29 protein-coding genes are annotated in these 26,548 nt (G+C 59.0%); 5 read left to right on the plus strand and 24 right to left on the minus strand.

Annotation, left to right across the window (positions count from 1 at the left end; all coding sequences use genetic code 11):
• Positions 1-72: 72 nt before the first annotated feature.
• From ABDK74_RS06970 to ABDK74_RS07020, 11 genes are read right to left on the minus strand one after another with little or no spacing between them, the layout of a single operon-like run.
• Complete coding sequence (locus ABDK74_RS06970) at positions 73-1,116, minus strand: EscU/YscU/HrcU family type III secretion system export apparatus switch protein (protein WP_346003253.1); 1,044 nt, start codon at positions 1,114-1,116, stop codon at positions 73-75.
• Positions 1,113-1,919, minus strand: coding sequence for a type III secretion system export apparatus subunit SctT (gene sctT, locus ABDK74_RS06975; protein ID WP_346003254.1), 807 nt, complete (start codon positions 1,917-1,919; stop codon positions 1,113-1,115). Before sctT ends, ABDK74_RS06970 begins: the two co-directional genes overlap by 4 nt.
• A gap of 3 nt (positions 1,920-1,922) precedes the next feature.
• Complete coding sequence (locus ABDK74_RS06980) at positions 1,923-2,195, minus strand: flagellar biosynthetic protein FliQ (protein ID WP_211569897.1); 273 nt, start codon at positions 2,193-2,195, stop codon at positions 1,923-1,925.
• 38 nt (positions 2,196-2,233) lie between these two features.
• Positions 2,234-2,884: a type III secretion system export apparatus subunit SctR gene (gene sctR, locus ABDK74_RS06985; RefSeq protein WP_346003255.1), complete on the minus strand. Its 651-nt coding sequence runs from the start codon at positions 2,882-2,884 to the stop codon at positions 2,234-2,236.
• Positions 2,881-3,933, minus strand: coding sequence for a type III secretion system cytoplasmic ring protein SctQ (sctQ, locus tag ABDK74_RS06990; protein ID WP_346003256.1), 1,053 nt, complete (start codon positions 3,931-3,933; stop codon positions 2,881-2,883). The genes sctR and sctQ overlap by 4 nt, the downstream gene beginning before the upstream one ends.
• Positions 3,930-4,475 carry a hypothetical protein gene (locus ABDK74_RS06995; RefSeq protein ID WP_346003257.1) on the minus strand — a complete coding sequence of 182 codons (546 nt, stop codon included), beginning with the start codon at positions 4,473-4,475 and terminating at the stop codon, positions 3,930-3,932. Before ABDK74_RS06995 ends, sctQ begins: the two co-directional genes overlap by 4 nt.
• On the minus strand, positions 4,451-6,169 hold the full coding sequence (locus ABDK74_RS07000; RefSeq protein ID WP_346003258.1) for a FliI/YscN family ATPase: 1,719 nt from the start codon (positions 6,167-6,169) through the stop codon (positions 4,451-4,453). The genes ABDK74_RS06995 and ABDK74_RS07000 overlap by 25 nt, the downstream gene beginning before the upstream one ends.
• Complete coding sequence (locus tag ABDK74_RS07005; protein WP_346003259.1) at positions 6,162-6,761, minus strand: hypothetical protein; 600 nt, start codon at positions 6,759-6,761, stop codon at positions 6,162-6,164. Before ABDK74_RS07005 ends, ABDK74_RS07000 begins: the two co-directional genes overlap by 8 nt.
• Complete coding sequence (locus ABDK74_RS07010) at positions 6,754-7,371, minus strand: hypothetical protein (protein WP_346003260.1); 618 nt, start codon at positions 7,369-7,371, stop codon at positions 6,754-6,756. The genes ABDK74_RS07005 and ABDK74_RS07010 overlap by 8 nt, the downstream gene beginning before the upstream one ends.
• A gap of 14 nt (positions 7,372-7,385) precedes the next feature.
• On the minus strand, positions 7,386-8,144 hold the full coding sequence (sctJ, locus tag ABDK74_RS07015; protein ID WP_346003261.1) for a type III secretion system inner membrane ring lipoprotein SctJ: 759 nt from the start codon (positions 8,142-8,144) through the stop codon (positions 7,386-7,388).
• Positions 8,145-8,148: 4 nt separating this feature from the next.
• Positions 8,149-8,685 (minus strand): hypothetical protein, encoded by a 537-nt coding sequence (locus ABDK74_RS07020; RefSeq protein ID WP_346003262.1) that lies wholly within the window; start codon positions 8,683-8,685, stop codon positions 8,149-8,151.
• A gap of 164 nt (positions 8,686-8,849) precedes the next feature.
• On the opposite strand from ABDK74_RS07020, the gene ABDK74_RS07025 reads away from it, so the two are divergent.
• Positions 8,850-9,458 (plus strand): hypothetical protein, encoded by a 609-nt coding sequence (locus tag ABDK74_RS07025; RefSeq protein WP_346003263.1) that lies wholly within the window; start codon positions 8,850-8,852, stop codon positions 9,456-9,458.
• 114 nt (positions 9,459-9,572) lie between these two features.
• On the opposite strand, the gene ABDK74_RS07030 is transcribed toward ABDK74_RS07025, so the two are convergent.
• Positions 9,573-9,866, minus strand: a complete 294-nt coding sequence (locus ABDK74_RS07030; protein WP_215748001.1) for a hypothetical protein — start codon at positions 9,864-9,866, stop codon at positions 9,573-9,575.
• A gap of 576 nt (positions 9,867-10,442) precedes the next feature.
• On the opposite strand from ABDK74_RS07030, the gene ABDK74_RS07035 reads away from it, so the two are divergent.
• Entirely contained in the window at positions 10,443-11,219 is a 777-nt protein-coding gene (locus ABDK74_RS07035) for a tetratricopeptide repeat protein (RefSeq protein ID WP_346003264.1), read from the plus strand.
• Here ABDK74_RS07035 and ABDK74_RS07040 read toward each other — a convergent pair.
• From ABDK74_RS07040 to ABDK74_RS07080, 9 genes are all read right to left on the minus strand, one after another.
• Positions 11,180-11,899 carry a hypothetical protein gene (locus ABDK74_RS07040; protein WP_346003265.1) on the minus strand — a complete coding sequence of 240 codons (720 nt, stop codon included), beginning with the start codon at positions 11,897-11,899 and terminating at the stop codon, positions 11,180-11,182. The genes ABDK74_RS07035 and ABDK74_RS07040 overlap by 40 nt on opposite strands.
• Positions 11,896-13,335: a type II and III secretion system protein family protein gene (locus ABDK74_RS07045; protein WP_346003266.1), complete on the minus strand. Its 1,440-nt coding sequence runs from the start codon at positions 13,333-13,335 to the stop codon at positions 11,896-11,898. Before ABDK74_RS07045 ends, ABDK74_RS07040 begins: the two co-directional genes overlap by 4 nt.
• A 22-nt stretch (positions 13,336-13,357) precedes the next feature.
• Positions 13,358-14,077: a response regulator transcription factor gene (locus ABDK74_RS07050; RefSeq protein ID WP_346003267.1), complete on the minus strand. Its 720-nt coding sequence runs from the start codon at positions 14,075-14,077 to the stop codon at positions 13,358-13,360.
• A 31-nt stretch (positions 14,078-14,108) separates the two neighbouring features.
• Entirely contained in the window at positions 14,109-16,250 is a 2,142-nt protein-coding gene (gene sctV / locus ABDK74_RS07055; RefSeq protein ID WP_346003268.1) for a type III secretion system export apparatus subunit SctV, read from the minus strand.
• Entirely contained in the window at positions 16,247-16,570 is a 324-nt protein-coding gene (locus ABDK74_RS07060) for a hypothetical protein (protein ID WP_206034183.1), read from the minus strand. Before ABDK74_RS07060 ends, sctV begins: the two co-directional genes overlap by 4 nt.
• 2 nt (positions 16,571-16,572) lie before the next feature.
• Positions 16,573-16,953: a hypothetical protein gene (locus tag ABDK74_RS07065; RefSeq protein ID WP_099285616.1), complete on the minus strand. Its 381-nt coding sequence runs from the start codon at positions 16,951-16,953 to the stop codon at positions 16,573-16,575.
• Between the two features lie 36 nt (positions 16,954-16,989).
• Positions 16,990-17,895 (minus strand): FHA domain-containing protein, encoded by a 906-nt coding sequence (locus tag ABDK74_RS07070; protein ID WP_346003269.1) that lies wholly within the window; start codon positions 17,893-17,895, stop codon positions 16,990-16,992.
• Between the two features lie 109 nt (positions 17,896-18,004).
• A complete protein-coding gene (locus ABDK74_RS07075) occupies positions 18,005-18,193 on the minus strand; it encodes a hypothetical protein (protein WP_146792858.1) in 189 nt (62 codons plus the stop codon).
• Between the two features lie 166 nt (positions 18,194-18,359).
• Positions 18,360-19,040 (minus strand): hypothetical protein, encoded by a 681-nt coding sequence (locus tag ABDK74_RS07080; protein ID WP_194253802.1) that lies wholly within the window; start codon positions 19,038-19,040, stop codon positions 18,360-18,362.
• Positions 19,041-19,518: 478 nt separating this feature from the next.
• Here ABDK74_RS07080 and ABDK74_RS07085 point away from each other — a divergent pair, with 478 nt between their 5' ends.
• The gene (locus ABDK74_RS07085) at positions 19,519-20,616 is read left to right on the plus strand and encodes an AI-2E family transporter (RefSeq protein ID WP_346003270.1); all 1,098 of its coding nucleotides are present in this window, start codon (positions 19,519-19,521) and stop codon (positions 20,614-20,616) included.
• 12 nt (positions 20,617-20,628) lie between these two features.
• Here the strand turns inward: ABDK74_RS07085 and ABDK74_RS07090 are convergent, their stop codons facing one another.
• Complete coding sequence (locus ABDK74_RS07090) at positions 20,629-21,555, minus strand: LysR family transcriptional regulator (protein ID WP_346003271.1); 927 nt, start codon at positions 21,553-21,555, stop codon at positions 20,629-20,631.
• Positions 21,556-21,670: 115 nt separating this feature from the next.
• Between ABDK74_RS07090 and ABDK74_RS07095 the strand changes: the two genes are divergently transcribed.
• Together ABDK74_RS07095 and acnA are read left to right on the plus strand one after the other, a co-directional pair.
• Positions 21,671-22,693, plus strand: coding sequence for an isocitrate/isopropylmalate family dehydrogenase (locus ABDK74_RS07095; RefSeq protein WP_346003272.1), 1,023 nt, complete (start codon positions 21,671-21,673; stop codon positions 22,691-22,693).
• A gap of 33 nt (positions 22,694-22,726) precedes the next feature.
• Complete coding sequence (gene acnA / locus ABDK74_RS07100) at positions 22,727-25,420, plus strand: aconitate hydratase AcnA (protein ID WP_346003273.1); 2,694 nt, start codon at positions 22,727-22,729, stop codon at positions 25,418-25,420.
• A gap of 76 nt (positions 25,421-25,496) precedes the next feature.
• Here the strand turns inward: acnA and ABDK74_RS07105 are convergent, their stop codons facing one another.
• Together ABDK74_RS07105 and ABDK74_RS07110 are read right to left on the minus strand one after the other, a co-directional pair.
• Positions 25,497-25,850, minus strand: coding sequence for a hypothetical protein (locus ABDK74_RS07105; RefSeq protein ID WP_346003274.1), 354 nt, complete (start codon positions 25,848-25,850; stop codon positions 25,497-25,499).
• Positions 25,851-25,913: 63 nt separating this feature from the next.
• Entirely contained in the window at positions 25,914-26,546 is a 633-nt protein-coding gene (locus tag ABDK74_RS07110) for a LysE family translocator (protein WP_099285624.1), read from the minus strand.
• Between the last annotated feature and the right edge of the window lie 2 nt (positions 26,547-26,548).

The raw sequence follows: 26,548 nt of genomic DNA on the forward strand, positions 1-26,548 counted from the left end.
ATAGCCGCGTTTTTCTGCAGTATCTGTTTACGATGGGAAGCTGACGTCAGCCTGATTTGCGTCCCGACGGCGTCATGACGGAAGATTCTGAAGAATACGCGCGACGGGCTGGAAGAATTCCGGCGTGATCGTTGTGCCGGGCTTGAATTTTTCCGCAAGATTTCGCGCAAGTTCATAATCCCAGACGACGGGAATGCGGCTCTCCTGAGCAATCGTGCGATAGATCTCAGCCTGTTCTCCATGCGCTCGGCAGACAATACGCGGAAGCGGAGTTTGCGGCGGTTTATAGCGCAGGCCAATGGCAACCGAGTCTCCACAAATCATGACGCTTGCCTGCTTCGGACCAAGCGGCACCGTATTGCGACGGGCCTGACTTTGAAGACGGCGCTGTTGCCGTTTGATCAGCGGGTTGCCCTGACTTTCCTTCCGTTCGTTCTTCGCCTCGGTGGGCGTCATCCGCATTTCCTTGAGAAACATCTGTCTTTGGATCAGCAGGTCGATCACGCCGGAAACCATGTAAAAGACGCAAGCCGCCCCAAAGATCCGCATAAGGAGCGTGAAGAGAATGCGGGGCAGTTCGGTAATCCCGGCTTCAGGCACACGGACGAGACCACCAATCGCGCCATGAATAATGAGCGCCAGGGTTCCACCGAAAAACAGAACCTTGACCACTGACATGCCCAGATCCACGAAAGTCCGGGCTTTAAAGAGGTTTGCGAATCCTGAAACCGGATTGATCTTCTCGAATTTCGGCATCACGGGATCAAGTGCGAAGACAAACCCACCATTGGTCAGAATCCTGACGAGGATGCCTGTTATAATGGCGAGAGCGAGGGGCGTCAGGGCGTCTTCGAGACAGACAGTTCTGAGGGCCTGACCCACGCTCCCGACCCCAGATCTGAAATCCATCGTGAGAGCATTTCCGACAGCATCCATCATCGTTTGCAGATGGATGGCAATCGCATTGCGCCGCAGCAAAAGCCAGCCGATCAGAACGATAGTCACCATTCCGGACTGAAGGTCCGGAGCCTTGGCGATATGGCCTTTGCGACGTTCATCAGCGAGTTTTTTGGCAGAGGCCGGGAGGGATTTTTCCTCGCTACTGCTACCGCTCATGGCTTCAGCAACTGGTGCATGGTGCCAAGAACATCTCGGGAGGCGACAAGATCATGGCGCATGTATGACACGAGCCACGCGCAGTAGCCGAACATCATCAGGATGAAGACCAGATTGCGCAGGTTTGGGGCAAGATCATAGAGATGCAGTTTCGGGATGGCGCGCATCAGCAGAATGACGCTCGCCTCACACAGCAGCATCGCCAGCATGACGGGGGCGCCGATTGAAAGGCTCACGGTCTCCAACCGGTCGAGCAGCCCCAGCAGAACCATACCGAAACCCGGTTGTGGCGCCAGCGCCAGAGCGAGCGGAGGCCAGAGCATTTCGGACGACAGCAGCGTATCGGCCAGAAGATTGAGCCCTCCTGACAGGACAAACAGAGTCGTGACAGCAAGAGCGAAGAAACCGGCGGTTGTGGATTCCTGATTGCCGCTTCCCGGATCTTCGGCCTGTCCCTGTGTTGCGCTGCGCTGGGTATCGAGCAGTTCGCCCGCACATTGAACGCCCCAGATTGGCAGACCAATGAGGAACCCGATGATCACGCCGATCACCATTTCCTTGGCGCCGAGCATACCGAGCGCCATCAGGGAACGTGGTTCGGTAAGCAATCCGGCATGGATCATGGGTGTTGCGGGAATACCGAGCGCGAAGGCAATGGCGCCAGTGATGGGGCCGCCAAGCTGCATGCGTGTAAAGACCGGCAGCACGATAGCCGCCCCCGCTGGACGGCTCATCGCCAGTGCGATGGCGCTCAGCCAAGGCATCATCTGTTGCAGAACGGCAAGGGCGTCAGTAGCAGGCACGGCTCAGAAGCGCGTCATGGCCGGGAAATCAGTCAGGACGTGTTCAGTAAAAGCCAGCAGAGGCGGAAAGAGCGTCGAGGCCATGAGCAGCAGCGTCGCGCAAACAGCGACGACCTTGAAGGTCAGCGGCATCGTCTGGTCCTGCAACTGCGTTACAGCCTGCAGAAGCCCGATCAGGAGTCCGACCACCAGCGCAATCGCCAGCGGCGGCCCGGCGATCGAGGCAAACAGGAAAAGCGCGGAAGAGAGTTCCTGCGTGAGGGCCGCATCATCCACCGGTAGTGTTCTTCCGCAGATACCCGCGAAGTGGCGGCCTACGCATAGCTCATCACCAGACCGTGCAGCAGGCGCGTCCAGCCGCTGGCGAGAACGAACAGAAGCAGCTTGAGCGGAACCGAGATCGTGTTGGGCTGAACCTGGGACAGGCCCATCGCGATCAGGATCGTGGTGACGACAAGGTCAATCGTGATGAAGGGCAGATAGATCAGGAAGCCGATTTCGAAAGCCCGTTTGAGCTCTCCTGTCAGGAAGGAAGGCAGGAGAATGGGAAGTGATTCCGGCGTCAGGCTGTCGCGCATGTCTTCGGGCCACAGACGCTGGGTGGCGTTCATGAAGAAATTACGCTCGGGGGCCTGTGTGAAGCGGAGCAGATGCTGGGCAACGGGCGCCTGCACGCGTTCATAAGCGTCCACATAATCCGTCAGCGTCTCGTATTTCTGGTCGCTCTCCATGGCCGCCTTGTAGATGTCACGGCCGAGAGGCGCGGAAATGAAGAGCGTGAGGATCAGCGAGATCGCATAGAGCACGATATTCGGCGGCGACTGCTGGATGCCGAGCGCGGTGCGCAGCAGGAACAGGACGACCGAGATTTTCACGAACGACGTAGTGGTGATGACCGCGAGGATCAGGACGCCGAACCCAAGGGTCAGGACAAGGGCCGTAACGAGATTGGTCGAGCCGATCATGCGGTGATGATCCGCGTGACCCGTATGGCGACGGAGGACCCGAGATCCACGAGTTCGCCTTCGCCAATGCGCCGGCCATTGGCCATGATTGACACGGAACGCTCCGTGAGCGCGCCGATATCAATCACATGCCCTTCTCCGATCGTCCTCAGTTCGGCCAGCGAAACCGGCATCCGCGCCAGTTCGAAGGTCAGGGGGATCTGAAGCTGTTCGATGGCGGGGGCTTCGACTGTCGTGGACTGGTGAGGGTCGGTCGCGGAGGACGGGGGTGTTTCAGTCATGCTGTTCCAATCTGCTGGCCAAATCCGGGCGAGAGGCAGAAACCCGCCCTCAAAAACAATCCTGCTGCCGTCATGCCGGACCGCTGCGCCCAGCATCTCGCCCGCAACGATCACATGCCGGACCTGCGCTGCCGTTCCGAGAACCAGTCCAAAGCCGGGTCCGAGCGTCATGAGCTCATCCGGTGAGACCAGAACGCTCCCGATCCTTAACGACAGCATCACTGGCGGATCAGGAAAACGACGCATAAGCGGCGGCGCAAGACGGTGCAGCACGGGCATCAGTACCGGAGGCAGACGAAGCACGCCACAGAAACTGCCCGACGTATCAAAACGGGCCTCAAACCCAATTTCAACCAGTGCGGAAGCTTGGGCCGTGGCCTGTTGTGCTGGTTCGATCCGCGTGAAACGGATCGGCGCGTTTATCGCAGCCTCCAGCGTCGTCAGGCCCCGATCCAGCAATAGCTCCAGAAGCAGCAGGACCGCCGTGGACTCCATAGGCGCGCGAGGCTTCGGCTCAGCCAGTGAAACCAGCGTCTGAAGGACATCGTGAGGGAAAAGACATTGCCCCTCCTCCCGCTCGCCGATCCGAAAACAGACTGCACTCCACCGCGCTGATGTGATTCTCGGTGGTGTAAAACGCACCGAAAGCCTCTCTTCGCCCACCGACACGGCAAAGTCGTGCCGCCCGAGCAGACCGGCCGCCGAAACGTCATAGCCCAGAGGCTTCGGAATGAGCCGCCGTATCGCGGGGGGCAAAGACAGCATCATGGAACGCTGTGCCGTGGTGTCGTGCGACGCTGGCGGGTGAGCCGCGCGCTACTCTGGCGCATCATGGCGAGCTCCGCGATATCCTGCTCCTCGCGCCGTTCCTGCGCCGTGCGACGTTCAGTGACAACCCGTTCCAGCAGGTCGCGCGCCTGTTTTTCGCGCTGTTCGTATTGCATCAGGAGACGACGGGTCGCGGCAGCGAGCTGACGGGCTTTTTCGACATCACGTTCGGCCTGGGCAACCTTGTCCTTCAGGCGTTTTTCGTGACGGGCCAGCTCCTCAGTATGCTCGTGATCCCGGCGCAGCAGAACGGCACTGACCAGCGCGTCCTGCGGGCGAGAGGAGATCTCCGCCCGCACCTGAAGCTGGTGTGCCTGGTGGGTGGAAAGGACCTGACATGCATGAGTGAGTATGCCGAGACGCTGATCGACCTGTGACGTCGCAGCAGACAGAAGCTGCCGCGCCTCTGTGGCACGGCGCTGACGCAGCGTCACAAGCTGTCCCGCCGCCTGCGGGCTCAGGCGCAAAGACGGTTCAGCCATTCCAGCATCTCCGCAAAGGACGTCCGCTCGTCGTTACCCTGACGCAGGAAATTCCGCAGCGCGCCGATTTTGGCAATCGCTTCATCTGCCAGCGCGTCGCCGCCGGGTTTGTATTCGCCGACCTGCAACAGAAACTCGATCTCCTGATATTTCGCCCAAAGGCTCCGGATTTTCGTGGCCGCAGCCTGATGCCGCGGATCGGCCACGAGAGACATCACGCGCGAACGGCTGGTCAGAACGTCGATAGCCGGATAATGCCCGGCTGCTGCGAGTGCGCGCGACAGAATGACATGGCCGTCCAGAATGCCGCGTGTTTCCTCGGCAATCGGATCATCCATCCCGTCCTCGACCAGCACGGTATAAAACGCCGTGATCGAGCCCCTCACCCCCATGCCGGCGCGCTCCATGAGCTGGGGCAGTGCTGCGAAAACCGACGGAGGAAAGCCGCGCCGTGTGGGAGGTTCCCCAGCGGCCAGTCCGATTTCGCGCAGGGCCCGGGCATAACGGGTGACATTGTCCACGAACAGCAGGACCTTCAGCCCCTGGTCGCGAAAATATTCCGCAACCGTCGTGGCGGCCTGTGCGCAGACGACGCGCTCGGCGGCGGGTCGGTCAGAGGTGGCGACGATCAGGACAGTGTTCTTCAACCCTTCCGCACCCAGATTATGCTCGACGAATTCGCGCACTTCACGGCCACGCTCGCCCACCAGCGCTACGACCGCGACATCGGCGGAACTGCCCTTGACGATGGCAGACATCAGCGTGGATTTGCCCGCCCCGGCCTCGCCATATACGCCGAGCCGTTGCCCTTCCCCACAGGTCAGCAAGCCGTCCAGAGCACGCAGCCCGACAGGTAGCGGCCGGTCGATTGGTTGACGCTCCATTGCGGGAGGGGGCGCAGCAGAGACGGAGCGTGAGGGCCCTGCCTCCAGCGGTCCCAGACCATCGATGGGCGTGCCGAGCGCATCAAGAACCCGGCCCAGAAGCCGCTCGCCAACCGGAAAGCTGCGTCGTCCCCCAGTCGTGACGACTTCCGTATCCACTGAGACGCCTTCGAGGCCGCCCATCGGCGTCATGAGCACTTCGTTTCCGTCCAGCCCCACCACTTCCGCATCCAGAGACCAGTCGCGGTCGCGGTTCTGCAACCGGCACAGATCGCCCACGGCCACATTCGGCAGAATGGCACGGATAATGGTTCCAGTGGCGCTCACGACACGTCCCTGCATCGGATGTGTGTCGATCCCCGCCGCCCGTGAGCGCAGCATGGGCAGGAGGGTCTTCATTCGCGCGATGACATGATCGGCAGTCTGTGACGGATCACGACTCACCTGCGCTTGAGACGCCTGCTTAGCCTGCGGTGTATGCGGCTCGGCCTCATCGGGCAGACGGGGCGCGTCCGTCGGGTCTGCGTTTTCCGAAGCCCGATCCTGTCCGATAAGAGACGCACCCGACTGACCGGTCCGGGCATCAGGTGTTTCGGGATCGGAACGTGAAACGGCCTGTTCCGTTTCGTCCGGGAACAGTTCCTGTGCCTGCCGTTTCCTGTCCGTCCGTTGCAATGTGTGGAGCCGAACGAAGTCTGCTTCCAGCACACTGGCAAGGGACACAGCCGGACGGGACACATCCGTCATGCCATCCACAGAAACCGTGTCGTCCGGAAAATGTGAGGATGGCGTCAGGGGCATGTCAGTCATGCTGCATCCATTGTGCGCTCAGATGCTCTCGCAGCACGGCAAGCTGCGCGTCCACGCCCAGTTCTGCGACGCCCAGCTCACTTTCCAGCACGCAGCGCCCGGGTGCCAGCATCGGGTCGATCTCAAGACGCAGGCCGGGATTATGGACCGTCAGGTCTTCCACGACCGGGCGCAGGATGTCGGCGCAGTCGGACGCCACCCGCAGCGTGGCGAGCGTGCCATGCCGGATTTTCCCCAGCGTATGCCGGATGGCCGCAGGAAGGGCGCTCCCGATATCGAGCCGTCCGAACAGATCCGTTACGACGTCCGTCACGATAGCTGGAAGGCTCGTTTCCAGATCCCGAAGCACTTTGGCAACGGCTTCATCAGTCGCGAGAAGACGACGCGCCATTTCTGCGGAGGCTTTGTCATGACCGGTCTGATAGCCACGCCGACATTCTGCGTCATAGGCGTTCCGCGTCGCGGACAGCAGCACGGTGGCATTGCGGATGGCGGTATCATAGGCCAGAGACGCCTCGCACCACGCGCTCATGTCCTCAGGGCGCAAGACCGTCGTGGAAGGCCGCATCCGCGAAAACATCCGTTCAGACATGCCCGGCGATCCCTTCCGCGACCTTCAGGATGATCGGGTCGTACGCGCCGGATGCTGCTGGCAGAAGTGTTCTTGCAGGCAATTTCAGCGTTGCGAGGCGCCCGTAATCTCCCGTCAGGCTGTCGCGCCAGCGGATCAGACAGGACCAGCCGCAGTCCGTTACGGCTCTGGCGAGTCCGGCAATGTCCGTATCGGGTTCGGGGGATGGTCCTGCGGACGGCATTGGCACACCGCTCTGCGCCCAGTGCGCACCATTGCGAATTCCAAACAGTCTGACATTTTCGCCCAATACGGTATCGAGCACCGTAATCGCCTGACGGTCCACCTGTTTCGCCAGACTCCGCCAGTAAACGACAGCCCCCATATGCCGCCCTGCCCTTTGCAAACCCTCCTCCGGCTGAAGGGCCAAAGCCTCCAAGGGGTCCTGTGGAGGATGGACAGGCGGCAGTCCCTGACAGTCCAACAGTTCGATCAGGCGTTCTGAAAGTCTTGAACAGGTCTGGAGTTTCTGAACCGTATCACGGTGCAGCATCGGCAGACGCAACTGCAAATGGGACGGATGAATGTCCGCCAGCATCTGTCCGCATTTCATTTCAGAAGAAACGGCCATACTGTACGCTGCGTTCACGCGGCTTCACGCTGCACGATAGCCAGTTCCGTCGCGTTCGAAGCAGTTTTCCTGCGAAAGCGCCGCCATAGAATGCTGGCGCCATATCCGGCAGGAAAGGCGAAAGCAAAAAACCATCCGGTCCAGCCGAGCGGGCTCATCCATTCCGTCTGAACCGGCGGAAGGTGCGGAACCGCGACTGGCAAAAGAATGACGGAGACACGGTCATAGGCCAGATCCTGAACGGCATTGGCCACCATCAGCTTGATCTTGGGGAGCAGTCCCGACACAGCCGTTCCGGTATCATACCGGATGACAACCGATGCCGTCGCCGGTTTGTCCACACCCGTCACCGGGTCGCTCGCGGCAGGCGCGATATGGACACGCGCATCAATCACACCATCAATATCATTGAGCGTGTGTCCAAGCTCCTGACTAATGCCGTAATACAGCTTGGCCCGTTCAGCGGTGGGCGTGCTGATCATGCCCTGCTGCTGGAAGATCTTGTCCATGCTGTCATATCCATTGCGGGGATAATGACTGCTGCGCAGGATGGAGACCGCATCCGCCACATGCCGCTCTGACACCTCCACGGTGGAACTGCCGTCCTTGGCGATCAGACGCGTAGCGGAAATCCCGTGTTGCAAAAGGATGGCGATCATCTCCATCGCATCGCGTTCCGAAAGCTCGGTGTAGAGCACGGTCTGGCACGCAGTGAGGGAGAGGAGAAGCAACAGGGCAGGAAGAGTAAGAAACAGGCGGCGGATACGAAACATCGCCTCATCCTCCCTGTGTGAGGAGGCTCTTCAGCGTGGATGTCATGTTCTGTGACGACACGGTGATGATATGGGTTTCGAATTCGGAATTGGTGAATGCCATCTGGCGGGTCAGGGCTTCGTTATACATCGCAACCCCCTCCTGCTCGACTTTTTCGAAGAGACTATTGAGGGGAGCAGTTTTTTCGTCCACTTTCCCTGCGGGAGCGGCACTGGAAGACCCTGAAAGTCCCGGAACTCCCAAACTGCCCTGCGGAAGAGCCAGATGTCCCGATCCTGTTGCCGGAATAACTGTCGGCGCCAGCGCATTGAGCGTTGAAAAGGCACTACTGATCCGCCCCAGTCCTGACAGGATCTGATCTCCCAGTGTGTCTGTCGTGGAGATGGACTGCGTCTCGTATGTCTGACGTGCGGGCGTGCTTTGCAGGAAAGCAAGCTGATCTTCGCCGACAGGAGATACGCCTGCCGTCATCCCGGTTGTCTGGTCAGTGAGGGAGCGCTGGGCCAGCGCTGTCGCATCCAATCCCGTAATGCCTGTCATACCTGCGACCCCGAACGATTTCCTGCAACAGGCCCGGACCTATCGGGATCAATCCTAGGGACGAAAGCTGATCTGAACCTGACCTTAAAATGGACCGCCGGAAAGCGTCTTCATGCAGTCGGCAAGAATTGTCGGGCTTCTGTGCGCGGTCTATAGAAGAACAGATGAAGCAGAACTCCACTTGCAGTTCAAAAAAGACGATGACGCTGCACCAGCGATTTCTTTCGGGCGTTCTGATGGCCTCTGCCATGTTTGCACTGCCTCGCAGCGTCAGGGCAGAGCCGCTGCCGCTTCCCGATCAGGGGCGCTATACGGTCATCCATCAGACCTTGCTCGACGTCCTGACCCAGTTCTGTGAAGATGTGAATCTGCGCGTTGTTGTGGACCCGTCCATTCAGGGGAATGTGCGCTCAGGCTTTACCGCTGAGACGCCTCTGGCATTTCTGAATGCTTTGTCCGCCGAATACAGGCTGGACTGGTATTATGATGGCAACATCTTGCACGTCACACCATCATCCGCGACGACCACCCAGTCCTTTCCGCTTGGCGGCGTGTCGTATGCGGCGCTGATGCGGGTTATCGACGCAAAGAAAATGCTGGAACCTCATTATGCGATCCACACCGATGATCACGGGCGTTCAGTGAGCATCTTCGGGCCGCCCGATCTGCGCGATCGCGTCAGCCAGACGATCCAGTCCCTCAGCGGACCGGGCGCGGGGCATCGAACAGTCAAGATTTTTCGAGGAAGTGCCGTTCAGGAAGTTTCGAAGTAACTCGGGATTTCCTGAAAAATGCGCTGCCGACGAATTTGACCAGTTTTCCTAGTCCGTTCGTCGGCAGAATTCCCGATCAGAAATTCTGACCGGGAAGAGGAGCGCGCTATATCCTCAGGAGGCCGGCTGGGAAGGAATGGGAGCCAGATCCGGCTGACCCGTTTCGCCGGTCGTTTCCCCGCCCTTCGGGCTGGAGCTGCTGGAGGAGTCTTTGTTCTTGGCTTCCTGAGCCTGGATGAAACTGACCAGGCTGGTAATCTGCGTGAGGGACCCCAGCGGAACGGTGAGAGGCTTCAGAATCTTGTCAAATTTATCGCCAAAATCCTTCGCCTTGTCGCTTTTGGACTTGGTGGGCTTGGCCTTCGGTTCTGCGATAGCGGGCTCGGGTTCAATATGAGGGGTGTGCACGGCAGGCACATGCTCAGACGCTATCGATGCAGGATGGATTTCCGAATTTTGCGAATAAACGGAGCTGGGAGGCCTTGGCGCCGTGTTGTGAAGAGTCTCGTTGAAACTCGTAATTTCGTTGTGAGGGGTGGAGGTGCTTTCGCCAACGTGGGTTACAGGCGTATGCGGCTCAATTTCGCTGGATCCGATTCTACCGGGCATCTCTGGCTCTCTCCATGAATCAATGTTGCGCTCATCACCGAAATGCTAAAAGACCGGGACAGAGGGGCAAATCGGCGTGCTTTCATTCTGTAAGAGAGCAGTCTGTCTTTATCCTGATCTGGTTTTGACATTTGAAAGTGCTGATCCGGTTTCACGGAACCATAATACTCTGATGGGAATCCGGCCTTCGGGATCTGTCAAAAAAATTCCATATTTCAGGAGGCCGCCTGAAATCGTCAGCGCCGGATAAGATTGATAGGTTGCGCCTCTCAGAGCTGTTCTGCGCTTCGTTACGAAAGTTTTTTCATGCGGGTTTCTTTTCCGTCACGTACCGTGTTTTTTGCTTCCATCATGACGGTTTGCCTTGCCGGATGCGTGTCAAACGCTTCGCATAACGCACAGGATGTCGCGCGGGAGCGACAGGCGTCGCGAAACCCGCAAAGCATGATGAAAGTCGGTGACAGTGCGCGCGCGCGTGGAGAGTGGTCGACCGCCGCAGCCTTTTATGGCCGCGCCGTTGCCCTGCGTCCCGGACAACCGGATTATGTGGGGCCGTACGCCGAAGCGCTCATGCATCAGGGGCGAACGAACGAGGCGATCGAGGCCATTCACAGTGCCGAAGCCAACGCGACATCTGCCGAGCGCGTGCGCCTTGCGCTGCTGCTCGCCCAGTTACTCAATACCTCACAGCGTTCGCAGGAAGCGATCGGGGTTCTGCTCCCCGTGATCCAGCAAAACCCCAATTCCGCTCCTTTACGGGTGGCATTGGGGATTTCCTATGAAATTTCCGGAGATGCACAGGGTGCGCGTCAGAGTTATCGCGATGCGCTGCGGATTGACCCAAACAATATCGCCGCTGCGAATGACCTCGCCCTTTCGGAAGCCCTTGCAGGGCAGCCACGTCAAGCACTTACTGAGCTTTTGGCTCTGCGGACGCAGGCCGTGGAGCGCGGGGCTTCGGCAGCCTCGCTTTCCACGATCGATGGAAATCTGGCGATCGTTTACGCTCTTGAAGGCAAATTATCAGACGCACGGCAATCTGCACGCTCCGCAGCACTCAGCAGCGAACAGATCCAGCAGAACATGAGGTTCTATACGCTCCTGCACGCTGCTCAGGGCGTGGATGCCGCCTCATCCGCAGCGGGAGACTGAGACGCATCGTTCTGCGTCGTGGCGTCTGTGGATGTTGCCGGGCTGTCGCTTCCAGTCGTCGCAGACGAACTGGCCCCCCCCGTGCCTCCACCGCCGATGGCAGATGGGAAATTCGACGTCGCAGGCGTTCTGTTCTGTGAATTGCGATCCATCCCCGCCTCCCACAATTCCACAACGCGGCCAAACCGCGCGCCATTGGCCGGTTGCAGATGCGCGGGCTCCAGCAGATCTCCCGGATTGGCGATTTCCGCGGCCAGGGCTGCAGCCTGAAGGCACTCCCCGAGCGGATACAGGCTTTCGGATGTATCCCCCGTCCAGGACGGACGGACGGCCTGACGACAATCGGGCTGCGCGACGACATAGGCCCTGAGCACAAGCGTGTCGGACGCATCGTGGACCACGCGGATCCGCGCCGGCTCCACACCGGCACGGACAAGTGCATGCGTCACGAGAGCCGCAGTTCGCGGATCTGCGCCGTTGATCGTGGCATGGACGGCACGCGGATCACCCAGCTTGGTGAGTGCGGCGTCAAGCGCGCTATCTGCGTTGGCGGCCTCAAGAGGAATGCGATGCTGGTTGACGCCCAGTAAAAGCGGCGGCGGCGAGCCGGACGAATGGGTACCGCTGAATGTGCATCCGGCCAGCGATAGTGCAAGAAGGGCGGAAAGCGCGTGTCTCATTCGTAAAGAAACCCGGCCGCGCCCTGAAGATGAGGCATACGTGTAGGATCGGGGGCATCTGTTGCGGTGGCTGCCGAGCGCCGGAGCAACAGCGCCTCGATTGCGGATGTCGGACGGATATAGTCGGTCGGCAGCGCCGGGACACGATCGGACGGGTGAACGATATAGGCCGTGACGACGATCAGCAGTTCGCTCTCGTTGCGCTGGAACGACGTGGAGCGAAACAGCGATCCGAGCACCGGAATATCCGCCAGCCCTGGCACCTTGGAGATGGTATTACTGGCATCGTTTGAAATCAGCCCACCAATGGCGAAGCTCTGACCCGATGCAAGCTGGATGGTGGTGTCGGCCCGGTTGGTGCGGATTGCGGGAACAACACTGCTGCCGGAAATGGAATACGCCCCTTCCGAGGCTTCGGTAGAAACGGAACTGACTTCCGGAGCGACATGCATGCTTATCGTCCCGTCAGACAGAACCGTCGGCGTGAAATCGACGCTGACGCCATAATTCTTGTAGGTAATCCCGACAGTCCCCAGACCCTGCGGGATCGGAACCGGAAACTGCCCGCCGGACAGGAATTTCGCGGTCTCGCCGGACATGGTTGTGAGGTTGGGTTCCGCCAGCATAGTCGCAAGCCCCTCCGTCGCCATGGCGTCCAGTGTGCCCGTGACGGAAGACCCTCCGCTCGTATAGCTCCCCGAAAGCGCATTGGTTGCGCTCGACAGCGCCTTGATGGCGCTGGGAACACCACTCAGTCCACCTGTTGCGGCACCGATGGCGAAAGAGCCCACTCCGTTGAAAACCGTTGTCCAGTTAAAGCCCAGATCCTGCGAAAGCTGCCGTTGCACTTCCGCGACCCGCACCACAAGATTGACCTGAACCGGCTCGCCGATCGTCAGACGGTTGATCAGTTTCGCACCACTTCCGCCATATTGTCTGGCCAGGGCCTCGAGATGCGCGGCCGCTTTGGCATCCGGAACCGATCCGGACAGCACAACGCCTTCAGGCGACATCTGAACCTGAACATTCCGGCCGCCTTCCTTGGCGATCATGGCGCGCATCGCGTCCATGTTGAACGTCACCGTCACGTCACCGGAAATCATTTTCTGGCCGCTCTGATCCAACACAATAAGCGTTGTATGGCCGGGTTTCTTGCCGAAGACGAACAGGCCGTCATTATCGGTGTACTGCACGTCCATAATCGTCGGATCGGCGATCATGACATTGCCAGCCGCGCGGGGGAGCTGGATCAGTTGCGCTCCTCCGACAGACAGCGTCATGGAGCCACCATGTCGGGCGGCCTGCACCTGTGCGGCTGCACTTTGTGTGGTCAGCGCGACACTGGCAACGCTCAGGAACAGAAATGATCCCTGCAATGCGCCTGTACGGGCGATCTGCCAGAAGCGTATATCGTGTGCTGAACGGCCTGAAATCATACTGAAAAACTGTCCCTGCTCATCATGCCGTAAGTTCCTGCGACTGTGTCAGCCCCATATCCTTGTCGAGCCGTGCCGCAAGACGATAACCCACGCCGCGCACAGATTCGATTGTCACAAGGGAGCGTGCCTTTGCAAGCTGCCGCCGGATCCGGCTGACACGGACCTCAAGGGAGTTCGGGCAATATTCGGCCTGCGCGCCATAAACGTCATGTTCAAGTCCGGCCCGGGGCACAACGTGACCACGGCGGCGCATCAGGGATTCCAGAATCAGCGTCTCGCGGCGCTGGAGTGTGAGTTCAAGATTGCCGACCCGCACTTCACGTGTGGCGGTGCAGAGTGTGAGGTCGCTGAACTGATGCTGTTCGGCCGAACGGATGCGAGGACGACGCATGATGGTGCGAACACGTGCGACCAGTTCGCGCGAACTCACATCGCGCGTTACACTGTCATCCGCGCCTGCTTCAAGAGCTGCGATCCGCTCGTCCTGACAATTGGCAATGAGCACAAGAAATTCGTCGCCGTCATGTCGCCGGCAACGACAGCGCGCCTGCCACCAGACACTATAGACGCCATCGCCACTTGTGGAATCCAGCAGGACAAGACTGTAATTCGAAGCCGTCAGGGCCTCGTTGGCATCGTCGAGCGTCGTGAAAACATCCGCGCCGAAACCGGCGCTCTGAAGGTTTTTGGCAAGGCTGTCGGCATACCCGCTATCGGGGGACATGATCATCAGTCTCATGTGCGTTTCTCCTGCAAAATCCGTTGATCTGTCATTGCTGTCTGGCAATGGCTGCATCGGCCCCGAACACGTCCGTTCCGATGGACGCGATGGGATGGACCGGGAATTCGTCGGCAAGGTCCTGATACGAGAGAACGGGGTTGTCGAAGCCGTTCCGGATCAGGAATCCCCTGACGAAGCGTCGCGTGTCGACCGAACACACGATGATGGGTTTGGTGGTTTCCGCTTCCGCACCGGATTTCCCGGGGGCGTTGGCCAGACGCTCGCGGACGGCCTCCAGAAGTTTTTGGGACGCATCCACTTCCAGCGCCAGAAACGAACCGGCTGGTGTTTCGCGGACGGACTGTCGCAGAAGCTGGTCCGTTGCCTGCGACAGAACGATCGCGGGGATCGCCCTGTGGTTCGTCGCATAACGGTGGCAGATCTGACGGGACAGGGCATTGCGGACATGTTCGGCCAGCATCGGCACCTTGTTTTCGGTCTCGCCCCACTCCACGAGCGTTTCCAAAATAAGGCGCATGTTACGCAGCGACACATCCTCTTCCACGAGACGCCTGAGAACTTCGGCGAGACGCTGGACGGGCACGAGTTTCGTGGCCTCGCGCGTCAGATCGGCATATTGTGCTTCCACGCGCTGGACGATCTGCCGCGTTTCCTGAAGCCCAAGGAAACGCCCGGCATGGCGACGCAACGCAGCACGGAAGCGGAAAGCAATGATCCCGGCATGATCATGAAACCCTATCCCCGCCGCCCGGAGCCGCCCTTCGCTGACGGAGGGAACCCAGAGGGACGGATCATTGGTCAGCAGAGCAACGCCTTCCTCGCCATCTATTCCGGCAAGGTCCAGATGAACCGGATCGTCGTGCAGCAGAAGGAAGTCCTTGCGGAGCTCATGCTCCTCAATGGGAACGTCTTCCAGATCGATCGAAAACCGCAGATCCCCGCTGTCGTCGCGTTGCCGGAGCGTGGGCGGGGGAAACTGGAAGCCCAGATCGTTGCCGATTTCCATGCTAACGCGCGCCAGAAGACGGGTCAGACGTCCCTGATCCAGAGTGACGTTCAGCTTCTGGCTGAGAGTAATCGCCATCAGGGGGGTGAAGTTTTCCTGAAGGGTCGTGCTGGCCTGTCCCGCCGGTGAGGCGGCGGAGAAGACATCGTCCTGCGCACCGGGATGCGTTTCTGCGGAGCGTCGGAACACGCGGTTCGTCAGGCCCTTCCAGTCCGGGCGGCTGCCACAGAAGAAAATTGCCGCCAGAATAAGGAAGACGGGTTTGGGAAAACCGGGGATCAGCCCCATCGCCAGAAGCACGACCGACGCCACGCGCAGGGCGCTGCTGTTTGCGGTAAGCTGGGTCGCCATATCGCGGCCCAGATCCATGCCATGACCGCCCACGCGCGTGACCACGACGGCCGCCGTGATGGACAGCAGAAGCGCCGGAATCTGCGAAATCAGAGCATCGCCAACCGTCAGCAGCGTGTAGGTCTGCATGGCTTGACCGATCGCCATGCCATGCTGCGCCACACCAATGCCGATCCCGCCCACCAGATTGACCACGATGATGATCAGCCCGGCAATCGCATCGCCCTTCACGAATTTCAGGGCGCCATCCATGGCACCATGCAGGGCGCTTTCGCTGGCCAGTTCCGTGCGACGGCGTCTAGCCTCGATCGCGTCGATATCGCCCGACCGCAGATCGCTGTCGATGCTCATCTGCTTGCCGGGCATCGCATCGAGCGTAAAGCGTGCCCCCACTTCGGCAACACGTTCGGTGCCTTTTGTGACGACGATGAACTGGACAGTGGTGACGATGGCAAAAACGACGAGACCGACGACGATGTTTCCGCCAATGACGAATTCGCCGAACGTTTCAACAATCGCCCCGGCATCCGCCGTCGTGAGGATAAGCCGCGTGACCGTGACTTCAAGCGCCAGCCGGAACACGGTCGAGACGAGGATCATGCCGGGAAGCGCTGTCAGATCCAGCGGCGACCGCAGATAGACGGCCACCATCAGAAGCAGGACCGACAGGCTGAGATTGCATCCGATCAGCACGTCCGCAAAGGCTGCGGGCAGCGGCATGATGAGCATGCCGATCGTCAGGACCAGCACCAGAACGAGGGCCAGATCCTGCCGCTGGCTCATGACCCGGAAAAAGGGCGTGAGATGCTTCATGCCGCAGCGTTCCGCGTATAGTGCGCAAAACAGGTCCGCGCTTCGTCCAGCCGACCAAGCTGATGCAGCGCCCGCGCTCTCAGAAGGGCATTGCCCGCATCGGGAGTAGTCTCAAGCCTGTCGAGACAGTCGAGCACGACGAGGGCGAGTTCACTGCGGCGGATGACAGTATAGACATGCGCCAGCATTCGCAGACATTCACGGTCTCCCGTGCGCTGGGCGAGCACCAGCAGCAGCATGGGCAGAGCCCGCCAGGGCCGTCCGCAGCAGATATAGAGATAGGCCAGAGACAGCAAAAGATCGCGTTGATCGCTCTCCATGCCTAGCCGCCGATCAGACTGTTGGACGCCTTGAGCAACTGCTCCAGAGCCGCAAGCTCATGCCTGAGCGTCTCCAACCCACCGGGGACGACAGGTGCTGTGCTGGAGCGTGAGGAAGCCTGTTCTTCCAGCCGTCGCAGCAGTTCCTGTCTGCGGGATGGCAGAAGAACCGCCGGGTTACGGAGATGTGGCATGATGTGGGCGTACACCGCGCCAATGACAGTGGGCGGATCGATGGTTTCGGACAGTGCGTTTTCAGGCGCAAGCGTCTGGCGAAGGGCAGCAACTTCAGCGTTCAACAGACTGTCGTCATGCTGAAGCGACAGATCCTGCAGAGCGCGGTCGAGACGAACAGTGCCTTCAGACCAGACCCTCTGAACCATCTATACTGTCTCCGGCTGATCTACCGGTGAAGCAGATCAGTACTGAAAGTTAACAGGCCGTAAACCCTTGTGCATTATTACGGTATGTTTCCGTATTTCTGAAAGAGACAATCCTGTGACAATTTCAGTGCCCACCCGATAGCGCTGCGAATGCACGACAATATTGGGATTTTTTCCGCTCCAGACGGCCTGGATGGGCACATCAACCGGCGCAGCCTCTGGCGCAACTGAGACGTTCGAGACCCATACGGCCTGCGTTCCGAAAGATGCATCGAACCATTTTTCGACGTCCCGGAATATCTTCATTTCCTGAACCGAAAGACTTCCCTCGACAATGATGACACCGGAAGACGCACTGACCTTCAACTCGGGAAGATGATTTTTCGTCAGTTGCTGCACGACGAGACGTCCAAGCTCCACATCGTTGATCGGTGGCTGGATGGAAGAAGCCGTTTCCGGATCAGGTGCACGGGAGGTAGACACGATATCTGTTCTGCGCGCGGGCGTCGCTGAATGTGACAACGCCTGCATCACGACAAGAATCAGAATTGTTGCCATCCCGCCGACAATTGCGAGCGTGGGATTGATTTTCCGTTTTGATACAGGAATATTTTGATTCGTACCCGGAAGGGCTTCCACAGAGGCTTCGAGAGTGCCATCCGCCCCCAGATGAAGAGACACCGGCCCAAGTTGCAGCATCGCAGGGGCTGTGACGATCGTGCTTTCGCCAGACGGAAGCGGCTTTGTGTTCACCACGACATCAGGCGCAAGAGCGTGCAGCAGATAGATACTGTCAGGCTGTTGCTTTATCGAAAGATGCTGTGCTGCGATGCCATCATCAAGCAGCGCCATGGTTGCATCCGGACCTGAACCGACGATGACAGCCTCTGTGCCGAGCGTCATGACGGCATCGCTGTGCAATCCGTTCTGAACAACCAGCATGCTCCGGCCCCGCGTCTGGAGGGATAATTCCCTTGTTGATGAAAACAAAAAATGGCCTGCATGACGAGGTCTGCCCCCGGCATGCAGGCCATGTCCGACGATGCGGAAATCAGTCCTTCGTGAAGGCAGACTTCGCGTTGCTTTCCATCGTCTGGGCAAAATCGTTCGCAAACGTCTGAGCGTTGGAGATTTCAGACATCTGCTCCTGCTTCTGCAGGTTCTGGTCTTCCATAGCTTCAGACTGCTGCATGATCTGCTGCATGGTTGAGTCGCTGCTGGCAGAGATGGAACCGCTCATTTTATTCTCCATGACGTTGTTAGTGACTAAAAACAGCGCCGTTTTCTCTCGGCGCCATTCGGAAGCTCACATGAACTCCCGAAAACCGTGACGTTCGTAACGAACGCCTGAACACGCTCTGCATTCTCCCCGCGCCCCGAAAGCGCGCGGGGCAGAATGCGGGGCGTCAACCCAGTGCGGACTTCAGTTCGGACGCAGCGGAGCTGCCGTTGAACGTGCCGGACTGAATTTCGCTGGCCAGCATCTTCGCAACGTCAGCAAGGTTGTTGTTGCCGGCGTTCGAAGCTTCGCGAGCCAGAGCATTCAGATTGTTGAACTCATCCGAGCCGGACTTGCCGGACTGCAGGGCATCAGCAATCGTGTCGACATTGTTGCTCAGCGCATCAACGCTGTTGCCCTGAAGAGCCTGCTTGATGGCATTGCTGCTGCCGCCCTGATCGTAAGTACCATCCGACAGGCTGCGGCCAATGTTGCCCGCAACGGAAGAGTCGAGGCCGTTACCCTGCTGGCTGGCTTCCGAAGAAACAGCCTGAGCGTACTGCTGAAGGGTGTTGCCGTTCGTGCCGTTCATATCGACAAGCGTCTTCAGCGTTTTCATGTCGTCGCTGAGGTTACCAGTCAGAGACAGACCCGTGTTGCCGACAGGTGTGGGCGTCGAAGAACCAGCACCGGACGAACCCGCGCCCGAGCCGTTGCCGCTTGCTTCCATTTCCTGCAGGAGCTGGATCAGGGCCTGCTCCATTTCCTGTGCCGTTTGCGTGCTCAGGTTCTGGCCGGTGACTGAAGTGTTGAGGTCGCCCGTGCTCATCGGGCTAAATGTTGCGTTGTAACTGTCAACCGAGGACATACGGCTCTCCACATCAGAAAATCTGTGATCAGAGAGCAAGATATCGCTCACCCTCTTGCCCGAACTTTCCATCAGATGCGGATGCAGGTCTTATGGTCGTTTCGGTCTGACGAAAGAGATATTTGAGCAGTCTGACCAAAACCTGACGTAAATTTCGTCAGCTTTAATTTCTGGGGAAAACCGGAAAATGTTCACCAAATTGCAATTAAACCAATTGCGCATGACCTTGAAAATCTGGGAGGTCGTGCTCCCGCCACAAAAACGATTGGTGCAGCCAAATCTCTAGAAACGACTTTTGAGATCTTCCCAAAAGCTGAATAAAAGAAATTTTCCGGATCGCAATATTTCACAACAAACAGAACTGCGAAATACAGATCCCTAGAAGAGTTTTTAGTCACATCCAGATGTGACTTTCTCATCCCCTGAAAGTCGCATATCTTTCCGATATCTTGTTTCTATTTCGCAAAGCCGACGCACAATGCCAGATTTCTCCCAGAATGGTCCGCAGGACAACACCCGCTCCGTTCTGGTCGCACTGTTGGCAAGCGCAATTGTCATCAGCGCCATCTGGATCCTCAAACCCTTCCTTCCTGCCACAATCTGGGCTGTCACCATCGCAGTGACCACCTGGCCCCTGTTACGCCGTCTTCAGACTGTCGTCGGAAATAGTCGTCGGGCGGCGGTCTCGTTGACAATTCTGATCGCAATGCTGGTTTTCATTCTTCCGCTGTGGCTCGCCATTACAACAGTTTCCAGCCATTTCAGCGATATTGCTACCCTGATCTCCACTGCTTCATCACTTCACATTCCGGATGAACCGGAATGGCTCGCCCGGCTTCCGCTGGTTGGCCCGCATGTTGCGCCGCTCTGGGACCGTGTCCAGCACATGCAGCTCCCGGAAATGATTCAAAAAATTATTCCTGCACCAGAAACGATGATCCACACCTTTCTGGCTTATGCAGGCAGCTTCAGCATTCTTGCCCTGCAATTTATTCTCACACTCGTTATTCTCGGCTTCCTCCTCATGCGCGCGGAGGCTGCAACTGCCGTTGCGAATAGCCTTGTCACCATTCTGGCAGGCCATCGCGGCAAGGAAATGTTGCAACTTGCCGCCTGTACAATCCGGGGTGTGGCGTTTGGCGTCACCGTTACTGCAGTCGTAGAATCTACCGTTGCCGGTATCGGCATGAAACTCGCAGGTGTACCCTGGATCAGCATCCTCACCGCCGCCACATTCATGATCTGCCTGCTTCAGGGCGGCCCAGGTTTTACTCTCATTCCAGCCGTGATCTGGGTCTATTTTGAACGTGGTCTCGCACCTGCTGCACTTCTGTTTGCCGTCACGATCATTACCATTGTCATCGACAACGTCCTGCGCCCATTCCTGATCCGCAAACAGGCCGACATTCCGCTCATTCTCATTATGCTTGGCGTTATCGGTGGGCTGGGCGGACTGGGGCTTGTCGGTATCTTCATTGGCCCACTGATCCTGTCCGTTGCTTACACGCTGACCAAAAGCTGGATCAATGACTCCGGCCAGAAAAATCCTTCCCTCACGCCTCCGATGGAATCCTGAACCTACGGGACGTTACTCGGTGGCTACCGGCCCATAGTTCTGCCGGATGCGACGGGCTTGATGAATGAAATAGAGCTTGGCGCCTGTCATGCGGACAGAGCGAAATACCAGATAAAGCGGTGCCGTCAGGGCGGTGCGGGAAGACAGTGGAATATAGGCTACCTGTCCCGCATGATGCTGCTGCATGGACTGCGGGACGAGGGAAATCCCAAGTCCTCCTGCCACCAGATTGAGGGCTGCCAGAAGCTGCGGTCCCTTCTGGTGAATCCTTGGTGTAAAACCCGCCCCAAGACAGGCATCCACGATCGTCTTGTACAAGCCATTATTATATTGGCTCTGATACAGGATGAAATCCTCGTTCTCGAGTTCGGTCAGTTTCAGACCTGAAGCCGGAGCGTCTTTCGCCAATCTGTGTGTTCGGGGAACCGCCACCACCATAGGCTCTTCCACGATCAGTTCGACCACAACATCCGACACATCGGGAATGGACGTCCGCACAAAAGCGACATCCACTGTATCCTCCCGCAAACCTCCCAGAAGCTGGCTGGAATTGCCCTCCGTCAACGTTAGTCCCACGTCCGGCCAGGTTTCGCGAAACTGCCCCAGCATGTCCGGCAGACTGGGATGACACAGGGCAGAGTTGGTGAACCCGATCGACAGTTCTCCAGTCTCGCCCCGCACGATCCGGCGGACATCTTCGACGGTCTCATCCATACGCGCGATGACATCATATGCCCCCTTGAGCATGCTCCGGCCTGCGGACGTTAGCCGCATGCCCTTTGCATGACGCTCGAAGAGTTGAACCCCCAGTTCCTGCTCCACCCCCTTGAGCAACCGGGTGAGCGGAGGCTGCTGGATTCCCAGCCGTTCGGCAGCCCGCGTGAGGTTGCGTTCTTCGGCAATGGCAATGACAGCATGGAGATGTCTGAGTTCGATCATCCCATACCTTTAAAGTATGATGAAACTCCTCCGCAAACATTGGTTCAGGCGCGAAATCTCTTTAAGTTCCGCCGCGTCACAGACACATATTCTTTTGACCGGACAGGAACGCGCCATGACCAAGACCATTCCCGCCACACTCATCGCCGGTGACGGAATTGGCCCGGAAATCATGCAGTCGGTCACGACCGTTATGGACGCCCTTGAGGCCCCCTTCCTCTGGGATCACCAGAGCGCAGGCGTCGGCGCGTTCGAGCAGCACGGAACCGCCCTTCCTGAAGCTACACTCGACAGCATCCGCCGCACCGGCCTTGTACTGAAAGGTCCGCTGACCACCCCCGTCGGCAAGGGTTTCCGCTCCATCAACGTCACGCTGCGTCAGGCCTTCGACCTGTACGCCAATGTCCGCCCGACCCAGACAATCGTTCCCGGCGGCCGTTACGAGAACGTCGATCTGGTCGTGATTCGCGAGAACATCGAAGGCCTGTATGCCGCGATGGAGCATTACATGGCTGTGGACGGGGACCCTGAAGCCGTGGCTTATGGCGCCGGGTTCAATACCCGCGCGGAATGCAACCGGATCGTCCGCTTTGCCTTCGAATACGCCATCAAGAACAACCGCAAGAAGGTGACGCTCGTCCACAAGGCGAACATCCTGAAAATCCTCAGCGGCCTGTTCCTGCATGAAGGCCGCAAGGTCGCCGCGGAATACGAAGGTCGTGTTGTACTTGAAGAGCGTATCGTCGATGCCTGCGCGATGGAGCTTGTGATCCGTCCGGAGAATTATGACGTCATCGTCACGACCAATCTGTTCGGCGACATCCTGTCCGATCTGACGGCCGGTCTCGTGGGCGGCTTAGGCATGGCGCCGGGCGCGAATATCGGCGAAAAAATGGGCATCTTCGAAGCCGTCCATGGCTCCGCGCCGGACATTGCCGGACAGGGCATCGCCAATCCGCTGGCGCTGATGATGGCGGGCAGCATGATGCTCGCCCATGTCGGACGGCTGGACCTGTCCGAACGGCTTGACGGTGCGATGAAGCAGATCCTTCAGGTCGAAGGCCTCCGCACGCGCGATCTCGGCGGCAAGGCCACCACGCAGGACGTCACGCAGGCCCTTCTGCGCGCCATCAACTAATTCCCTGACAGCCCTCCAAGGACCATTCCCATCATGAAACAGGTTGGACACGACCTTCTGGACTGCCAGCGCGACCTTTCGGTTGAAGGGCGCTCCTATCGCTATTTTTCTCTGCCTGCCGCCGCTGAAAAACTCGGCGATATTTCGCGCCTGCCCGTCAGCCTGAAGGTTCTGCTCGAAAACGTCCTGCGCTTTACGGATGGCACGACCTATCGCGTTGAAGATGCACAGGCGATTGTCGACTGGACGAAAGCTGCACACTCCACCGCGGAAGTCCCGTTCAAGCCCGCGCGTATTCTGATGCAGGATTTCACTGGCGTTCCAGCCGTCGTCGATCTCGCAGCCATGCGCGACGGCATCGTCTCGCTCGGCGGTGATCCGCAGAAGGTCAATCCGCTCGTGCCTGTGGATCTGGTGATTGACCACTCCGTAATGGTGGACGTGGCCGGACGCAAGGATGCGCTCCAACAGAACGTTTCGCTGGAATTTGAGCGCAATGGCGAGCGTTATGCGTTCCTGCGCTGGGGTCAGGAAGCGTTTGATCAGTTCCGCGTCGTCCCGCCGGGAGCGGGCATCTGCCACCAGGTCAATCTGGAATATCTGTCGCAGGTCGTCTGGACGGGCAGCGTCGGCGACGTCACCTACGCTTATCCCGATACGCTGTATGGCACGGATTCCCACACGACCATGGTTAATGGTCTGGGCGTTCTGGGCTGGGGCGTTGGCGGGATCGAAGCCGAGGCCGCCATGCTCGGACAGCCGATTTCCATGCTGATTCCCGATGTCGTGGGCTTCCGCATGGACGGGCGTCTGCCGGAAGGCACGACCGCGACCGATCTGGTCCTGACGGTCACGCAGATGCTGCGCGCCAAAGGTGTGGTTGGCAAGTTCGTGGAGTTCTTTGGCCCGGCGCTGGATCATCTTCCGGTCGCGGACCGTGCAACCATCGCAAACATGGCGCCGGAATATGGCGCAACCTGCGGCTTCTTCCCGGTCGATGCGCTGGCGCTCGACTATCTGCGGCAGACCGGCCGTGACGAACACCGCATTGCCCTGACCGAAGCATGGCTGCGCGCGCAGGGCATGTTCCGCGATGCCTCCACGCCAGAGCCAGTCTTTTCGGATGTTCTGACGCTGGATCTGGGCACAGTGACGCCCTGCATTTCCGGCCCCAAGCGCCCGCAGGACCGGATCGAACTTTCCGCCGCCACCCCGGCTTTTGAAAAAGCCCTGACGGAAGCGCTCGGCGTCAAACCGGACGCTATCCACAAGATCGCTCCTGTCGCTGGCACGGATTATGCGATCGGACATGGCTCCATCGTCATCGCCGCCATCACGTCCTGCACCAACACGTCCAACCCGGCCGTTCTGGTCGCGGCCGGGCTGGTGGCCCGCAAGGCCCGCGCGCTCGGACTGATGCCGAAGCCCTGGGTCAAGACATCGCTCGCGCCGGGATCGCAGGTCGTGACAGACTATCTGGATCGCGCCAATCTGAGCGCCGATCTGGACGCGCTGGGTTTTGAGACGGTCGGCTATGGCTGCACGACCTGCATCGGCAATTCCGGCCCGCTGGCGAAGGAACTGGTGGACGCGATCGAAGGCAATGGTCTGGTCGCAACGTCCGTCCTGTCCGGCAACCGGAACTTCGAGGGCCGGATTTCTCCCAACGTGCGCGCCAATTATCTCGCAAGCCCGCCGCTCGTCGTCGCCTATGCGCTGCTGGGAACGATGCGCGAGGACATCACGACGGCTGTTCTGGGGCATGCGCCCGACGGCACGCCGGTTCACCTGCGCGATATCTGGCCGACCAATCATGAGATCGCAGAACTCGTCGGTTCTGCCGTCACGCGCGAAGCCTTCGTCGAGCGGTACAGCCACATCACGGAAGGCACGAAGGAATGGCAGGCTCTGGCCTCTGCCGGAACCTCAGCCACCTATGACTGGCAGCCCGGCTCGACCTATGTGCAGAACCCGCCCTACTTCGACGGTCTGACCGCCGAACCCGCGCCCACGAAAGACATTTCCGGCGCGCGGATTCTGGCACTGCTGGGCGACAACATCACGACCGACCACATCTCCCCGGCCGGTGCGATTGCGGCCTCTTCTCCTGCGGGCGTGTATCTTCAGGAGCATCAGGTTGCGGTGAAGGACTTCAATTCCTACGGCTCACGTCGCGGCAATGACCGCGTCATGGTTCGGGGGACCTTCGCCAATATCCGCATCCGCAACGAGATGGCACCGGGAACCGAAGGCGGCGTCACGCTCCATCAGCCGGATGGCGCGCAGATGCCCATCTATGATGCCGCCAGCCGATATGCAGAGGACGACGTGCCGCTCGTGGTGTTCGGGGGCAAGGAATACGGGATGGGCTCATCGCGTGACTGGGCCGCGAAAGGCACGCGCCTGCTGGGCATCAAGGCCGTCATTGCCGAGAGCTTCGAGCGTATCCACCGCTCCAACCTCGTCGGCATGGGCGTCCTGCCCCTGACCTTCGAACCGGGCACAACGCGCAAAACGCTGGGTCTGGACGGAACGGAAACGATCGCCATTCACGGCATCGAAACCCTGACGCCGCGCCAGACCCTGACCATGACGATCACCCGTCAGGATGGCAGCACACAGGACGTCCCGCTGCTGTGCCGTGTCGATACGGTCGATGAGGCCGACTATTACCGCAACGGAGGTATCCTGCCTTACGTTCTGCGGGGAATGGCTTCAGCTGACTGAGGAAAGCGGGGAATACGGCGGCTGTTCAAAACCCAGTTCATCCCCGCGAGGGCGGGGAAAACAGGTCGAAATTGCGCTACTGGTTACTGAATATTCCCATTTTCACAGCAATATCGTTCATGTCCAGTCCAATAGGGTCATCAGGCCGTTGAGCGCATTCTTGCTGAAAATCAGATATTATTTCCCAGTAGTGTTCTTCAGCAAATTTCTTGGGGAAACGGCCATCATCTTCCATCAAATGCAGATAGAATTGGTGGTTATGCTGAACTTGAAGCGTTGTAGCTGGTTGGTGGCCCCAAGAGAAATGCGCCAACTCTTGGCAGGTAGTATCACCGCTTAACTTAGCAGACAGCGCATCCTGTTCGGAGGGGGCGGCTTCTGCTGCCCCTGCCAGAGCCAATAGGACCAACATCCCAACAGCCTTCTTCATCTGCCCCTCCATCCACACTCCGCAACATGCCGAAGTTTGGGACGAAGGGCGAGTCTGAAAAGATCAGGCTCTGCGGCTCAGCGCCAGCTTGAGGCTGAACGCCAGAAAAATACTGCCCGTCAGCCGGTCCATACGCCGCACGACCGTCGCACTCGACAAAAACCGTCCGAGAGGCACCGTCAGCACAACAAGCAGCGCCAGCCACGAGAACGACAACAGCGCCTGAATGGCCGTCAGAAGGAGCGAAAACTCCTTTACGTTCACATGCGGCGGAATGAACTGCGGCATGAACGTCATGTAGAAAATGCCGACTTTGGGATTGAGCAGATTGGTTAGCAGCCCACGGCGAAAGGCCGCCCGGGCATCAGCCTGTACCGGCACTGCATCTGCTGTTCCAAGGGACGTCCGGGGATGGAGGATCAGCCCGATCCCAAGCCACGCCAGATACAGCGCACCGGCCCATTTGACGACCGTAAACGCCGTTTCCGACGCCGCAAGCAGGGCCGTCAGGCCAAATGCCGCCGCAAGCCCCCAGATCCCAAGTCCAAGACAGATCCCCACAACCGCGGCCAGACCGGCCTTCCAGCCCGACGTCGTAGCGGTTCGCAGCGTCATGGCCGTATCGAGGCCCGGCGTAATCGTGAAAACGGCAGCCGCAGCCGCGAAAGTGAGAAGGGGGATCAGGTAAGGATGCATAG

The organism is Gluconobacter sp. OJB, assembly GCF_039638275.1.
GTDB classification, from domain to species: domain Bacteria; phylum Pseudomonadota; class Alphaproteobacteria; order Acetobacterales; family Acetobacteraceae; genus Gluconobacter; species Gluconobacter cerevisiae.